The 14349-nt window shown below is 65.1% G+C and carries 12 protein-coding genes; 3 read left to right on the forward strand and 9 right to left on the reverse strand.

Translation table 11 applies throughout. From position 1 onward, the window contains the following. Nucleotides 1-65: 65 nt before the first annotated feature. The 9 genes from P6U30_RS34860 to cysG all read right to left on the reverse strand — a co-directional run bounded on the left by P6U30_RS34860 (nt 66) and on the right by cysG (nt 8901). Nucleotides 66-1115 carry a sulfate/molybdate ABC transporter ATP-binding protein gene (locus P6U30_RS34860; protein ID WP_407167205.1) on the reverse strand — a complete coding sequence of 350 codons (1050 nt, stop codon included), beginning with the start codon at nt 1113-1115 and terminating at the stop codon, nt 66-68. Beyond that, nucleotides 1105-1947: a sulfate ABC transporter permease subunit CysW gene (cysW, locus tag P6U30_RS34865; RefSeq protein WP_407170612.1), complete on the reverse strand. Its 843-nt coding sequence runs from the start codon at nt 1945-1947 to the stop codon at nt 1105-1107. Before cysW ends, P6U30_RS34860 begins: the two co-directional genes overlap by 11 nt. A 123-nt stretch (nt 1948-2070) precedes the next feature. Next, nucleotides 2071-2856 carry a sulfate ABC transporter permease subunit CysT gene (cysT, locus tag P6U30_RS34870; protein WP_280978298.1) on the reverse strand — a complete coding sequence of 262 codons (786 nt, stop codon included), beginning with the start codon at nt 2854-2856 and terminating at the stop codon, nt 2071-2073. Between the two features lie 181 nt (nt 2857-3037). Further along, nucleotides 3038-4027 carry a sulfate ABC transporter substrate-binding protein gene (locus P6U30_RS34875; protein ID WP_407167206.1) on the reverse strand — a complete coding sequence of 330 codons (990 nt, stop codon included), beginning with the start codon at nt 4025-4027 and terminating at the stop codon, nt 3038-3040. 207 nt (nt 4028-4234) lie between these two features. Then, nucleotides 4235-4960, reverse strand: coding sequence for a phosphoadenylyl-sulfate reductase (locus tag P6U30_RS34880; RefSeq protein ID WP_407170613.1), 726 nt, complete (start codon nt 4958-4960; stop codon nt 4235-4237). A gap of 2 nt (nt 4961-4962) precedes the next feature. Next, nucleotides 4963-5481 (reverse strand): DUF934 domain-containing protein, encoded by a 519-nt coding sequence (locus P6U30_RS34885; RefSeq protein WP_407167207.1) that lies wholly within the window; start codon nt 5479-5481, stop codon nt 4963-4965. Continuing rightward, a complete protein-coding gene (locus P6U30_RS34890) occupies nt 5468-7123 on the reverse strand; it encodes a nitrite/sulfite reductase (protein ID WP_407167208.1) in 1656 nt (551 codons plus the stop codon). The genes P6U30_RS34885 and P6U30_RS34890 overlap by 14 nt, the downstream gene beginning before the upstream one ends. A gap of 27 nt (nt 7124-7150) precedes the next feature. Continuing rightward, a complete protein-coding gene (locus P6U30_RS34895; RefSeq protein WP_407167209.1) occupies nt 7151-7468 on the reverse strand; it encodes a DUF2849 domain-containing protein in 318 nt (105 codons plus the stop codon). Continuing rightward, complete coding sequence (cysG, locus tag P6U30_RS34900; protein ID WP_407167210.1) at nt 7465-8901, reverse strand: siroheme synthase CysG; 1437 nt, start codon at nt 8899-8901, stop codon at nt 7465-7467. Before cysG ends, P6U30_RS34895 begins: the two co-directional genes overlap by 4 nt. Nucleotides 8902-9149: 248 nt before the next feature. On the opposite strand from cysG, the gene cysD reads away from it, so the two are divergent. From cysD to P6U30_RS34915, 3 genes are all read left to right on the forward strand, one after another. Then, nucleotides 9150-9944, forward strand: coding sequence for a sulfate adenylyltransferase subunit CysD (gene cysD, locus P6U30_RS34905; RefSeq protein ID WP_407170614.1), 795 nt, complete (start codon nt 9150-9152; stop codon nt 9942-9944). A 24-nt stretch (nt 9945-9968) separates the two neighbouring features. Next, entirely contained in the window at nt 9969-11888 is a 1920-nt protein-coding gene (gene cysC, locus P6U30_RS34910; RefSeq protein ID WP_407167211.1) for an adenylyl-sulfate kinase, read from the forward strand. A gap of 255 nt (nt 11889-12143) precedes the next feature. Continuing rightward, nucleotides 12144-14306 carry a malate synthase G gene (locus tag P6U30_RS34915; protein ID WP_407167212.1) on the forward strand — a complete coding sequence of 721 codons (2163 nt, stop codon included), beginning with the start codon at nt 12144-12146 and terminating at the stop codon, nt 14304-14306. Nucleotides 14307-14349: the final 43 nt, after the last annotated feature.

Raw genomic sequence — 14349 nt, forward strand, 5'->3', positions numbered from 1 at the left:
TTTGCTCTGGCGAGCAAAGCGACCTCCCTTTTTAAGGGGAGATTTAAGCCCGTAGCCCGGCGGAATTACCTCTGCGCCGCAAAGATGCGGTAGCGGCGGGGCTGCAGCGAGACGATTTCGCCGGCCTGCAGCTCGCGATCGCGCGGGGCGTCGATCTCGATCACGGTCTTGCCTTCGCTCCCGGCCAGTGTGACCTCCGCGCGCTGGATCGGGCCGAACGAGCGGACGTGCCGGATGGCGCCTTCCAGCGCGCCGGCTCCCGCCGGGCCGATCGCCATGTCATGGCGACGGATGAACAGCTTGGCCGCACCCGGTGCCACGCCATCGGCAAGAAGGTTCAGCGGGCGGCCGTCCAGCCGCACCGCGTCGCCGGCAACATCGACCGGCAGCACGATGGATTCGCCGATGAAGCCGTGCACGAAGGCGGTCGCCGGATTGTCGTAGACGTCGCCGGGCGAGCCGATCTGCTCGATCCGGCCCTTGTCCATCACGACCACGCGGTTGGCGACCTCGAGCGCCTCCTCCTGGTCGTGGGTGACGAAGATCGAGGTGACGTGGATCTCGTTGTGCAGCGAGCGCAGCCATTGCCTGAGCTCCTTGCGCACCTTGGCATCGAGCGCGCCGAAGGGCTCGTCAAGCAGCAAGATCCGCGGCTCGATCGCGAGCGCGCGCGCCAGCGCGATGCGCTGACGCTGGCCGCCGGACAATTGATTGGGATAACGGTTGGCGAGCCAATCGAGTTGGACCAGATCAAGCAGCTCCTTGACGCGGGCACGGATCGTCGCCTCGTCCTTGCGGATCGCGCGCGGCTGCACACGCAAGCCGAAGGCGACATTCTCGAACACCGTCATGTGGCGGAACAGCGCGTAGTGCTGGAACACGAAGCCGACCTGACGCTCGCTGGCGCCGCGGGTCAGCGCATTCTCGCCGTCGATCGCGACCTCGCCGCTATCGGGCCAATCCAGTCCCGCGATGATCCGCAGCAGCGTCGTCTTGCCGGAGCCGGAAGGCCCGAGCAGCGCCAGCAGTTCGCCGTCGGCGACTTTGAGATCGACATTGTCGAGCGCGGCAAAGCTGCCGAACGTCTTCACGATGTTCTTGACTTCAATCGCCATCGGGCGCCTCATTTTCATCCAGCCGCCGCTCAAGGATGGTCTTCACGACAAGCGTGATCAGCGCCAGCATCGCGAGCAGCGACGCGATCGCGAACGACGATACGAACTGATATTCGTTGTAGAGAATCTCGACCAGCAGCGGCATCGTGTTGGTCTCGCCGCGGATGTGGCCCGACACCACCGACACCGCGCCGAACTCGCCCATCGCGCGCGCGTTGCAGAGCAGGACGCCGTAGAGCAGACCCCATTTGATGTTGGGCAATGTGACGCGGAAGAAGGTCTGCAACCCCGATGCGCCGAGCGAGATCGCCGCCTCCTCCTCCTGCGTGCCCTGCTCCTGCATCAGCGGGATCAGCGCGCGTGCCACGAACGGGAAGGTGACGAACACGGTTGCCAGCGCAATGCCGGGCACCGCGAACAGGACCTGGACGTTATGCGCCTGCAGCCACGGGCCGAAGTAACCCTGCGCGCCGAACAGCAGCACGAAGACGAGACCGGAGATCACCGGAGAGACCGAAAACGGCAGATCGATCAGCGTGATCAGGAAGGTCTTGCCGGTGAACTCGAATTTCGAGATCGCCCAGGCCGCGATCACGCCGAACACGAGGTTGAGCGTGACCGAGATCGCCGCAATCAGCAGCGTCAGCCAGATCGCGGCCAGCGCCTCCGGCTCGGCCAGCGCGGCGAGATAGGCGCCGACACCCTTCGAGAAAGCCGACGCAAAGACCACGACCAGCGGCAGCACGACGAACACACCGAGGAAGGTCAGCGCCAGCGCGATGATGATGAAGCGGACCGGCCCCGGCTCGGTGCGCAGATTGCGCGGCGCCATGACGGGCTGTGCGCGCGCGATCTCCAGACGCGGCGCCGGAGCCGCGACGCTGACGTCGGTCGCGTAGCTCCGCAACTGCGGCGCGGAGGAGACCCATCCCGTTTGCATCGACATAGCCGGTCCTCAATGCACGGGAATGCGGGCCTGGGCCCAGCGCTGCAGCCGGTTGATCAGGAAGATGATCAGGAACGAGGCCACCAGCATCACGACCGCGATCGCGGTGGCATCGGCATAGCGGAATTCGGACAGCCGAATCACGATCAGAAGCGGCGCGATCTCGGAGACGTTGGGCAGATTGCCGGCGATGAAGATCACCGAGCCGTATTCTCCGATGGCGCGGGCAAAGGCGAGCGCGAACCCGGTGAGCAGCGCCGGGATCAGACTCGGCAGGATGACGCGAAACACGGTGTGCCAGCGATTGGCGCCGAGGCTTGCCGCGGCCTCCTCAATCTCGGGATCGAGATCGATCAAGACGGGCTGCACCGTGCGCACGACAAAGGGGATGCCGATGAAGATCATCGCAACGAAGATGCCGATTGGCGTGAACGCGACCTTGATGCCGAGTTCTGCGAGTGGCGCTCCGAGCCAGCCCTTCTGCGCGAAGAGCTGCGTCAGTGCCACGCCGGCCACTGCGGTCGGCAGCGCGAACGGAATATCGACGATGGCATCGAACAGCCGCCGGCCCGGAAAGCGGTAGCGCACCAGCGCCCAGACAATTATGGTGCCCATCACCAGATTGACGCAAGCCGCGGCGAACGACAGCCCGAACGAGATTTTCAGCGCGCTCAAGGTGCGCCGGCTGGTGATGATGCCCCAGAACTGATCGAGGCTGAGCTCGAACGTTTTCAGGAACAGGCCGGCCAGCGGGATCAGGATGATGACGGACAGCCATGTCAGGGTCAGTCCCATGGTGAGACCGAACCCGGGCAAGGTGCTGCGCCGTGCGACCGCTATGCTCACAAATCCCCCTGTTCGAACCGAAGCACGATCATCGCGCTTTGCCTTTTTTGTCTGCGCATGATCCCTTCAGGAAACCGCTTCACACTTTGCGCTAGCGCGGCCCTCCGGGTCCGGATCATGCGCCAGCCGATCAGTTCTTGTAGATCTGGTCGAAGATGCCGCCTTCGGCGAAGTGATCCTTCTGCGCCTTGGTCCAACCGCCGAAAACGTCGTCGATGGTGAAAAGTTCAACCTTGGCGAAGGATTTTTCGTACTCCTTGGCGATTTCAGGATCGCGCGGCCGATAGGAATTGCGCGCGGCGATCTCCTGGCCTTCCTTGGTGTACCAATACTTCAGATAGGCTTCGGCGACAGCGCGCGTGCCCTTCTTGTCGACGACCTTGTCGACCACCGCGACCGGCGGCTCGGCGAGGATCGACTGCGGCGGCGCCACGATCTCGAACTTGTCCTGGCCGAATTCGCGTTGCGCCAGGAAGGCTTCGTTCTCCCACGCCAGCAGCACATCGCCGACGCCGCGCTCGACGAAGGTCACCGTCGAGCCGCGCGCGCCGGTGTCGAGCACAGGGACGTTCTGGTAGAGATCGGCGACGAACTTCTTCGCCTTCTCGGCCGAGCCATATTTCTTCAACGCATAGCCCCAGGCGGCCAGATAGTTCCAGCGCGCGCCACCCGACGTCTTCGGGTTCGGCGTGATCACGGCGACGCCAGGCTTGATCAGATCGTCCCAATCCTTGATGCCCTTGGGATTGCCCTTGCGCACCAGGAACACGATGGTCGAGGTATAGGGCGAGGCGTTGAGCGGCAGCCGCTTCTGCCAATCGGGAGCGACAAGGCCCTTCGCGGCAATCGCATCGATGTCGTAAGCGAGCGCCAGCGTGACGACGTCCGCCTGCAACCCGTCGATCACCGAACGCGCCTGCGAGCCGGAGCCGCCATGCGACTGCTTGATCTCGACGGTCTTGCCGGTCTCCTTCTGGTACGCCGCGGCAAATGCCTTGTTGAAGTCGACATAAAGCTCGCGGGTCGGATCATAGGACACGTTAAGCAGCGAATAGTCGGCGGCGAAGGCCGAGCTTGCCCACAGCAATCCCGCGATCAGCGGCAGGATACGACGGATCATTTCTGTCTCCATTCAACCCGAGAACGTCGGGGAACACGCCCGGACATAACTCGCGGTGAAGTGGTCTCAAGTCAACGAAACCGCTTTTCATTGTTTGCGGCCGCGCAGCGTAGCTGTGCTACGAAGCTGTCGCGCTGCGACGTCTTTGTCGTGTGAGCCTTTGTTTGGGCGTGATCTCTTCGGAAAACCGCTTCACACTTTTCCGGATCACGCCATCTTGGCCGTATGGATGCCGCATTCCGTCTTCGCCCGGCCACGCCAGCGGCCGGCGCGCGCATCCTCGCCGGGTGCGGACCGGCTGCTGCAAGGCATACACCCGACCGAGAGATAACCCGATGCGACAAGTGGATGCGGCGGCAGCTTGCCGAGCGTGTAGATCGCCTCGATCTCCTCGCGGGAAACGTTGGCGAACGGGTTGAATTTCAGCTTGTTACCGTCGTCCTCGACGACCGGGATGTCGGCACGGGCGCCGCCCTGGAACCGTTTGCGGCCATTGATCCAGGCCGAGAACGGCTTCAACGCCCGCGCCAACGGCTCGACCTTGCGGATCCGGCAGCAGGCGTCGGGATCGCTGAACCACAGCTCGCGATCGGGATCCTCGCGCGACAGCGTCTCGTCGAGCGGCTTGATCGAGCGCACATCAGTGAGGCCGAGCGCCGCGATCAGCGTGTCGCGATAGGCGAGCGTCTCCTCGAACAGCCAGCCGGTGTCGAGGAAGATTACGGGGATCGACGGATCGACATCCGCCATCACCTTGAGCAGCGCTGCGGACTCGGTGCCGAACGACGACACCAGGGCGAGCCGCTCGCGACCGACCGTCTTCAAGGCGGTGGCGATCACCTCGGCGGGCGAAGCTGTGCGCAGCGCCTGAATGAGCGCATCGGCCGATGGCAACGTGCCGGGCGGCGGTACTGTCAGCTCTGGTGCGACGATGCTCACTGGCCGGCGCTCTCCGAGTGACGGAGCTGCATGCGGCGGTTGAGCGCGGTGATGCGGCCATCGCCGGTCGGCTGATAGAACACCGAATAGCGCTTCATGGTCTCGGCGAAGGCATCGGCGTCCGCCTCCTTCTTCACTTCGAAGGCATCGAAGCCGGCGCGCGTCATGAACACGAACTGGTCGCGCAACACCTGGCCGGTGGCGCGCAGCTCGCCGTCATAGCCGTGACGCTCACGCAACAGGCGCGCCTGGCTGTAGGCGCGGCCGTCGCGGAAGGTCGGGAACACCAGCGCCACCGCGGCGATGCGATCGAGATATGGCACCAGCTCGTCGAGGTCGCGGTTGTTTAGCCAGACCACCCCTAGCTTGCCGGAGCGGCGCAGCAGCGCCTCCGGATCGGCCAGGAAGCGCTCTGCCGTGACCAGGATCGCGCCGTCGTCGCCGGGCAGCTCCGCGCCCTCGGCGACATGGACGAAGAGGTCGGTGGTGATCCGTCCGTTCTTAACGAGTGGCATAGACGCGCTCCCTGAAAGGCTCGACGCCCAGACGCTTCACCGTATCGACGAACAGTTCCTCGGGACGGTCGCGCAGCGCGAGATAGGCTTCGACAATGTCTTCGATCACATCGGCGACTTCCGCGAACGGAACGGCCGGGCCGATCAGCGTGCCCATCTGCGCGTTCTCGTCGGCGCGGCCGCCGACCGTGATCTGGTAGAATTCCTCGCCGTTCTTCTCGACGCCGAGAATGCCGATATGGCCGACATGGTGATGGCCGCAGGCATTGATGCAGCCGGAGATGTTGATGTGTAGCCGGCCGATCAGATCGGCGGTGTCATGGTTGGCGAACCGGCGCGTCAGCTCCTGTGCGATCGGTATCGAGCGCGCATTCGCCAGCGAGCAGTAATCCAGCCCCGGGCAGGCGATGATGTCGGTGACGAGGTTGACGTTCGGCGTAGCCAGGTCGAGCCGGTCGAGCGCCTTGAAGAGCTGAGGCAGATCGCGCTTGGCGACATGCGGCAGCGCCAGGTTCTGCTCATGGCCGACACGGATCTCGCCGAAGGAATACTCGTCGGCAAGGTCGGCAATCGCATCCATCTGCTCGGCGGTGGCATCGCCAGGCGGACCACCGACCGGCTTCAGCGACAACGTCACGATCGAATAGCCCTGCACCCTATGCGGCGCCACCGAGTTCTTGCGCCAGCGCTCGAACAGCGGATCAGCCGCGGCTCGCTTCAATTCGTCCGGCATGTGCGGCAGCTTCTCGTAGGTCGGATAGGAGAAGCGCGAGCGAACCTCCTCGATGGCGGCGCGGTCGAGCCGTAGCTCGCCGTCGCCCATCTGCTTCCACTCTTCCTCGACCTCCTTGGCGAACTTCTCGACGCCGAGCTCGTGCACCAGGATCTTGATCCGCGCCTTGTAGATGTTGTCGCGACGGCCGTACTGGTTATAGACGCGCAGGATCGCCTCGATGTAACTGAGGATGTCGCGGCCATGAACGAACGGCTTGATCGACTTGGCGATGAACGGCGTGCGGCCGAGGCCGCCGCCGACCAGCACCTCGAATCCGGTCTCGCCGTCGGCATTCTTGTGCAGGCGCAGCCCGATGTCGTGGATCTTGATCGCGGCGCGGTCATGCTCGGACGCCGTGATCGCGATCTTGAACTTGCGTGGCAGGAACGAGAACTCCGGGTGCAGCGTGGTGTGTTGACGGATCAGCTCCGACCAGATGCGCGGATCCTCGATCTCGCCGGGCGCGACGCCGGCCCATTGGTCCGAGGTGACGTTGCGCATGTTGTTGCCGGAGGTCTGCATCGCGTGGATGCCGACCTCGGCGAGATCGGCCAGCGCATCCGGCAGCTCAGCGAGCTTGATCCAGTTGAACTGGATGTTCTGCCGCGTGGTGAAATGGCCGTAGCCGCGATCGTAGCGGCGCGCGACATGGGCGAGCCGGCGCAGTTGCTTCGAAGACAGCGTGCCGTACGGAATCGCGACGCGGAACATGTAGGCGTGCAATTGCAAATACACGCCGTTCTGCAGCCGCAGCAGCTTGAATTCGTCCTCGGTAAGCTCGCCGGAGAGCCGGCGCTTCACCTGGTCGCGGAATTCCGAAACGCGCTCGTTGATGAGCGTGCGGTCGAGTTCGTCATAAGCATACATGATCGATGAGCCTTACGCCGGCAGACCTTAGGCCGGGACTTGGAGGTCGATGGTGACGCCCTTGGCGCGGATGTGTTCGCGGAGATTGCCGGGCCGGACCTTGCCGCCGTCCTTGAGCTCGACCGGCGCGATATAGGCGCCGACCGCACCGACGTCATCGGCCACCGCGTCGGCCAGCAGCGCACGTGCATCATCGGATGTGCTGACGATCGCCGCATCAGGCAGATCGGTCGACCAGCCCTTCTGGGTGGTGCGGTACACCACAGCACCATCCCAGGTGCGGTTCGCGGTCACCACCGACGGCCCAGTGATCCGGATTTTCTTCTGTTCGAGCGGAGAGGTCATTGGGCAGCTTCCAGCAGTTCTGTGATGACTTGGGTGAGGTTGGATTGACGCCAAGGCGCGGAATGCGCGACCACGTCGCCAATGATGAGGATGGCGGGACCGCCATCGATTTTCTTGACCAGTTCGGGCAGCCGCGCGAGCGTGCCGACCGCGGCTTTGGCGTCTGGGCGCGTCACGCGCGCGAACACGCCGACCGGGGTTTCCGGCGAGCGGCCTGCGGCAAGCAGACCGGCGCTGATCGCAGGCGCCGCGGTCATGCCCATGTAGACGACGACGGTCATCTTCCTGTCGGTCAGCACCGACCAATCGACGTTACAGGCGTCGTGCGCCTTGTGCGCGGTGAGAAAAGTGATGCGCAGCGCCTCGTGCCGATAAGTCAAGGGCGCCTCGAACTGCGCCGCAGCCCCGAGACCGGCCGTGATGCCGGGAACGATCGAATAGGCGACGCCGGCGTCGCGCAGCGCCTCGATTTCCTCGCCGCCGCGGCCGAAGATGAAGGGATCGCCGCCCTTTAGCCGCACCGCGCGCTGGCCTGACTTCGCGGCCTCGATCATCAGCTTGTTGATCGCGTCCTGGCCGATGCCGGGCTTGCCGACACGACGGCCGACCGGAATTCGCGCGGCGTCGCGCCTGATCCGATCCAGAATCTCTGGTGACACCAGCTCGTCGTAGAACACGACGTCGGCGTCCTGCAGCGCGCGCAGCGCCTTGACGGTGAGCAAATCGGGATCGCCCGGACCGGCGCCGACCAGCGTCACATGCCCTTCGGCCTTGCCTTCCGCATTTGCACCGGCAAAGGCGACCGGATCGGCGATGGCACCCAGCGCCTGCTCGGCCTCGTCGTTGCGGCCGGCCAGCACCAATGCGCCGATCGGACCGTCCACAATCCGCTCCCAGAAGCGGCGGCGCAGCGAAAACTCAGGAAGGCGAGCGTGGATCGATTTGCGGAAGCGTCCGATGAAGCCTGCGAGATCGCCGATGCGCGCCGGCAGCACCGCCTCGATGCGCTCGCGGACACGGCGCGCCACCACGGGCGATGCACCACCGGTGCCGACCGCAACCACGACATCGCCGCGATCGACGATCGCCGGGAAGATGAAGCTGGAATGCGCGAGATCGTCCATCACGTTGACGGGCAGGCCGACCGCCTTCGCGCGCAGAGACATCGCGACGCCGACGTCGCCCGCACCGGCGCACAGAATGGCGATGACATCGGAGAGGTCGGCCGCGAGCGGATCCCCCTCGGCGCGTTCGACGCGCGCCGCTTCGTCTGCCGCAAGGCCCGCGACATCATGATCGCCGTCGGTCGCATACCAGCGAATGTCGGCGCCGGCGGCCGCGAGCAGGCGCAACTTGGCGCGCGCGAGCTCGCCAGCTCCGACGAGCAGCACTTTGCCGCGTTGCAGATCCAAAAAGACGGGCAGGTATCGCATCAGGCACTCGCTTCCCCAACTTGGGGGTTGACTGAAATTATTTTCTATTTATCTCTGGATCAAGGCCGGTAAATAGAAAATTATTTCTTCTCTATTGCGGCGCAACTTTGGAATTTTCACCTCCATCGGCCGAGGGCCAATAGATGCATCTTCTCGACAACGAATCCGCCGCCGCCGGATCGCGGACCGCAGCCCTCCCGAAAGCATTTTCCGTGCCGACTATTTCGGCCGATCGGGCGGCCCCGTCGATGGATCATCTCGACGAGCTCGAGGCGCAGAGCATCTACATTCTGCGCGAGGCGTTCGCGCGGCTGAAGAAGCTCGCCCTGCTGTGGTCGCTCGGCAAAGATTCGAACGTGATGATCTGGCTGGCGCGGAAGGCGTTCTTCGGCCGCGTCCCCTTCCCGGCCTTGCATGTCGACACGGGCAAGAAGTTTCCGGAGATGTATGCGTTCCGCGACCGGTTCGGAAAGGAATGGGAGCTCGACCTCCGCGTCGAGCCCTGCCCGCCGATCGACAGCGTCGATCCGACATTGCCGCCCGCCGCGCGCTCCGCCGCGCGCAAGACCGAGGGCCTGAAGCTGGCTCTGGTCAAGCACGGCTTTGACGGTCTGATCGCCGGCATTCGCCGCGACGAGGAGGCGACGCGCGCCAAGGAGCGCGTGTTCTCGCCCCGCGGCGTCGAGGGTGATTGGGACGTGCGCGACCAGCCGCCGGAGTTCTGGGATCATTTCAATGCTTCGCCGCCGCAGGGCGCGCACTTGCGCATCCATCCGATCCTGCATTGGACCGAGGCCGACATCTGGGCCTACACCAAGCGCGAGAACATCCCGATCATTCCGCTCTATCTCGCCAGGGACGGCAAGCGCTATCGCTCGCTGGGCGATGCCGACATCACCTTCCCGGTTGCCTCGACCGCGTCGAACATCGACGAGATCCTGACCGAGCTCGACGGCACCAAGGTGCCGGAGCGCGCCGGCCGGGCGCTCGACCACGAGACCGAGGATGCGTTCGAGCGGCTGCGTGTCGCCGGTTATCTCTGATCTCATATTGGCGCGAGCGTTTCGATGAACATGATCCTCCCCACCGCCTCGATCTCGGCAACGCCCAACGGCACCACGCGGCCGCAGGTCCGCATCGTCATCGTCGGCCATGTCGATCACGGCAAATCCACTCTGGTCGGCCGCCTGCTGCACGAGACCGGCAGCCTGCCCGACGGCAAGCTGGAAATGCTGAAGGCGGTCAGCGCGCGGCGCGGCATGCCGTTCGAGTGGTCATTCCTGCTCGACGCGCTGCAGACCGAGCGCGACCAGGGCATCACCATCGACACAACGCAGATCCGCTTCCGCACCCGTTCGCGCGACGTCGTGCTGATCGACGCGCCCGGCCACGCCGAGTTCCTGCGCAACATGATCACCGGCGCCTCGCAGGCCGACGGCGCGGTGCTGATCATCGATGCCCTCGAAGGCGTGCGCGACCAGACGCGGCGGCATGGCTATCTGCTGCATCTGCTCGGCGTGAAGCAGGTCGCAGTCGTCGTCAACAAGATGGACCGGGTCGATTTCAGCGCTAGCAGATTCAAGGAAATCAGCGACGAGATTTCGGCGCACCTGATCGGCCTCGGCGTGACGCCGTCGGCGGTGATCCCGATCTCCGCACGCGACGGCGACGGCGTCGCCGCGCATACGCCGCGGATCGGCTGGTACGCTGGACCGAGCGTCGTGGAGGCGCTCGATGCGCTGGAGCCGGCGCGACCGCTGGCGCAGCTTCCGTTGCGGCTGCCGGTGCAGGCGATCTACAAGTTCGACGACCGCCGCATCGTGGCGGGCCGCATCGAGTCCGGCAGTCTCAAGGCGGGCGACGAGATCGTGATCATGCCGGCCGGCAAGGTCGCCAGGATCAAGACGGTCGAGAGTTGGCCGGTGACGCCGGGCGACGGTCCGCAAAGCGCGGGGCGCTCGGTCGGCATCACGCTCGACCGCGAGCTGTTCCTCGAACGCGGCGATATCATCGGCCATCCCGGGCAGAGCCCGCGCGACACCCGCCGCATCCGCGCGCGGATCTTCTGGCTGCACGACAAGCCGCTCGCCAAGGGCGAGCAGATCCTGATCCGGCTCGGCACCCGAGAGAGCCGCGCCACCGTTGTCGCGATCGAGAAGGCGATTGATCCCGGCGCGCTGTCGAATGAGGAGAACGCGGCGATCGCGCGCAACCATGTCGGCGAGATCGACATCTCGCTGGCACAGCCGGTCGCCACCGATCCCTACACCGAGAATCCGCGCACCGGCCGCCTGGTGATCGAGGTCAACGGCCGCATCGCCGGCGGCGGTCTCGTGCTGTCGGTCGACGCGGGCCGTCCTGCCGTGCCTGTCGACATTGTGCCGGTCGAATCCGCGCTGCGTCCCGACGAGCGCTCGGCGCGTTACCGCCACCACGGCGCGGTGATCTGGCTGACCGGCCTGCCCGGCTCCGGCAAGTCGACGCTGGCACGTGCGCTGGAACGTCGGTTGTTCGGCAATGGCGGGTCGCCGATCCTGCTCGACGGCGATACGCTGCGCGCCGGCCTGAACGGCGATCTCGGCTTCTCGCCGCAGGACCGCGCTGAGAACATCCGCCGCCTCGCCGAGGTTGCGACCCATCTTGCGCGCAACGGCCACATCGCGATCGTCGCCGCGGTGTCGCCGTCGGCGGCCGATCGTGCGGCCGCGCGTCGCATCGCCGACAGCGCGTTCCGCGAGATCTACGTCGCGACGCCGGCCGAAGTCTGCGAGACACGCGACCCCAAGGGTCATTACGCCAAGGCCCGCTCGGGCGCGTTGCAGGGCTTCACCGGCATCGGCAACGACTATCAGCCGCCGACTGGCAACGAACTGACCATCGACACTTCGAACCGCTCGGTCGCTGATGCCACCGACGAGATCGAGCGGATGCTGACGAGGACCGGCATCGTGTTCGATGAGCTTACCGATCTCGCGGCTAACATCTGATCTTGCTCGCCTGTCATCGCCCGGCTTGACCGGGCGACCCAGTATTCCAGAGACGTCAACGCCCGAGCCGAGACGCCGCGGCGTACTGGATGCCCCGCATGCGCGGGGCATGACACCTGAGTGGGGCGACAGGGGCCTTCTCAGAGCCGGGTTTTTAGGGCTAAAAGGGCCGTGAACGCGGCCCTTTGGCGCGTTTTTTGCTGTTTTCGCGTGAAAACGGCCTCGAAACGCCCGGTTCTTTTGAGAAAGCCCATCATGACTCGTGTCGACGCCCACGGACTGAAGATCGCCCCTGTCCTGTTCGATTTCATCGCCAAGGAGGCGACACCCAAGACCGGGATTGCGCCCGATGCGTTCTGGGCCGGACTTGCCGCCATCATCCAGAAGCTCGCCCCGCGGAACCGCGAACTGCTCGCCGTCCGCGACACGCTCCAAGCCAAGATCGACGACTGGCACCGCGCCCACAAGGGCAAGGCCTTCGACACCAACGCTTACACCGCCTTCCTCAGGGAGATCGGCTATCTGCTGCCCGAGCCCGCGACCCACAAGGTCGAGACCGCCAATGTCGACGAAGAGATCAGCAAGATCTGCGGCCCGCAGCTCGTGGTGCCGCTGACCAACGCCCGCTATGCGCTGAACGCCGCGAACGCGCGCTGGGGCTCGCTCTACGACGCATTCTACGGCACCGATGCGGTCCCGCATGATCCGAGCGAGACTGGCAAGGGCTACAACAAGGCGCGCGGCGACAAGGTGATCGCCAAGGCCAAGGCCTTTCTCGATGCCGCCGCGCCGCTCGCGAGCGGCAGCCACACCGATGTCACCTCCTATGCCGTCGTTTCCGGGCAGCTCTCAGCCAAGCTGAAGAGCGGCAATGCCAGCGCATTGAAGAACGGCGCGCAGTTCGCCGGCTACCAGGGCGATGCGGCCCAGCCGTCCGCGATCCTGCTGGTCAACAACGGCCTGCATGTCGAGATCAAGATCGACCGCAACAATCCGATCGGCAAGGACGATCCTGCCGGCGTCGCCGACATGATCATGGAAGCCGCGGTCTCCACCATCCTCGACATGGAAGACTCGGTCGCCGCGGTCGATGCCGAGGACAAGGTGCTGGTTTATCGCAACACGCTCGGCCTGATGAACGGCACGTTGTCGGCAGATTTCGAGAAGGGCGGCAAGACCATGAGCCGCTCGCTCAATGCCGACCGCATCTACAAGACGCCCGCGGGCGGCGAATTGAAGCTGCACGGCCGCAGCCTGCTCCTGATGCGCAATGTCGGCCACCACATGTTCACCGACGCCGTGCTCGACGCCAAGGGCGAGGAGATCCCGGAAGGCATCCTGGACGCGGCGGTCGCCGGCCTGCTCGCGATCCACGACCTCAAGGGCAACTCCAAGGTCAAGAACAGCCGCACCGGCTCGGCCTATATCGTCAAGCCGAAGATGCACGGCCCCGACGAGGTGCAGCTCACTTGCGATCTGTTCGCCGAAGTCGAGAAGATGCTCTCCCTGCCGGAGAACACGCTCAAGGTCGGCATCATGGACGAGGAGCGCCGCACCACGGTCAACCTCAAGGCCTGCATCCAGCGCGCCTCCAAGCGCATCATGTTCATCAACACCGGCTTCCTCGACCGCACCGGCGACGAGATCCACACCTCGATGGAAGCGGGGCCGATGATCCGCAAGAACGACATGAAGGCGCAGCCCTGGATCAAGGCCTATGAGGACTGGAACGTCGACATCGGCCTGATCGACGGCCTGCCCGGCCACGCCCAGATCGGCAAGGGCATGTGGGCCGCGCCCGACAAGATGGCAGACATGCTGGCACAGAAGCTCGGCCATCCGCAGGCCGGCGCCACCACCGCCTGGGTGCCGTCGCCGACCGCAGCGACACTGCATGCGCTGCACTACCACCAGGTCAACGTGCTCGCCCGCCAGCAGGAGCTCGCCAAGGGCGGCCAGCGCGCCAAGCTTTCCGACATCCTCACCATCCCGGTGTCGCAATCGAACTGGGCGCCCGACGACGTGAAGCAGGAGATCGACAACAACTGCCAGGGCATCCTCGGCTACGTCGTGCGCTGGATCGATCAGGGCGTCGGCTGCTCCAAGGTGCCGGACATCCACGATGTCGGCCTGATGGAAGACCGCGCCACGCTGCGCATCTCGAGCCAGCATCTGGCTAACTGGCTGCATCAGGGCGTCGTCACGAAGGATCAGGTGATGGAGTCCTTGAAGCGCATGGCCGTCGTGGTCGACAAGCAGAACGCCGGCGATCCGCTCTACCGGCCGATGGCGCCGGCGTTCGACGGCGTTGCTTTCAAGGCCGCCTGCGACCTCGTGTTCAAGGGCCGCGAGCAGCCGAACGGCTACACCGAATACATCCTCACCGCGCGCCGCCGCGAGGCCAAGGCCGCGGGCTGATCCGAGCGACCTCGGTAGCCAGCACAAGCCCCGGCGTGGAGCC

It is taken from the genome of Bradyrhizobium sp. ORS 111, from assembly GCF_045571485.1.
GTDB lineage: Bacteria > Pseudomonadota > Alphaproteobacteria > Rhizobiales > Xanthobacteraceae > Bradyrhizobium.

What these genes read in the sequence shown, in the direction of transcription:
- cysT (WP_280978298.1), bottom strand. Translation starts at nt 2,856, where the DNA reads ATGGGACTGACCCTGACATGGCTGTCCGTCATCATCCTGATCCCGCTG.
- P6U30_RS34875 (WP_407167206.1), bottom strand. Translation starts at nt 4,027, where the DNA reads ATGATCCGTCGTATCCTGCCGCTGATCGCGGGATTGCTGTGGGCAAGC.
- cysD (WP_407170614.1), top strand. Translation starts at nt 9,150, where the DNA reads ATGGATCATCTCGACGAGCTCGAGGCGCAGAGCATCTACATTCTGCGC.
- cysC (WP_407167211.1), top strand. Translation starts at nt 9,969, where the DNA reads ATGAACATGATCCTCCCCACCGCCTCGATCTCGGCAACGCCCAACGGC.
- P6U30_RS34860 (WP_407167205.1), bottom strand. Translation starts at nt 1,115, where the DNA reads ATGGCGATTGAAGTCAAGAACATCGTGAAGACGTTCGGCAGCTTTGCC.
- P6U30_RS34890 (WP_407167208.1), bottom strand. Translation starts at nt 7,123, where the DNA reads ATGTATGCTTATGACGAACTCGACCGCACGCTCATCAACGAGCGCGTT.
- cysW (WP_407170612.1), bottom strand. Translation starts at nt 1,947, where the DNA reads ATGGCGCCGCGCAATCTGCGCACCGAGCCGGGGCCGGTCCGCTTCATC.
- P6U30_RS34885 (WP_407167207.1), bottom strand. Translation starts at nt 5,481, where the DNA reads ATGCCACTCGTTAAGAACGGACGGATCACCACCGACCTCTTCGTCCAT.
- P6U30_RS34895 (WP_407167209.1), bottom strand. Translation starts at nt 7,468, where the DNA reads ATGACCTCTCCGCTCGAACAGAAGAAAATCCGGATCACTGGGCCGTCG.
- cysG (WP_407167210.1), bottom strand. Translation starts at nt 8,901, where the DNA reads ATGCGATACCTGCCCGTCTTTTTGGATCTGCAACGCGGCAAAGTGCTG.
- P6U30_RS34915 (WP_407167212.1), top strand. Translation starts at nt 12,144, where the DNA reads ATGACTCGTGTCGACGCCCACGGACTGAAGATCGCCCCTGTCCTGTTC.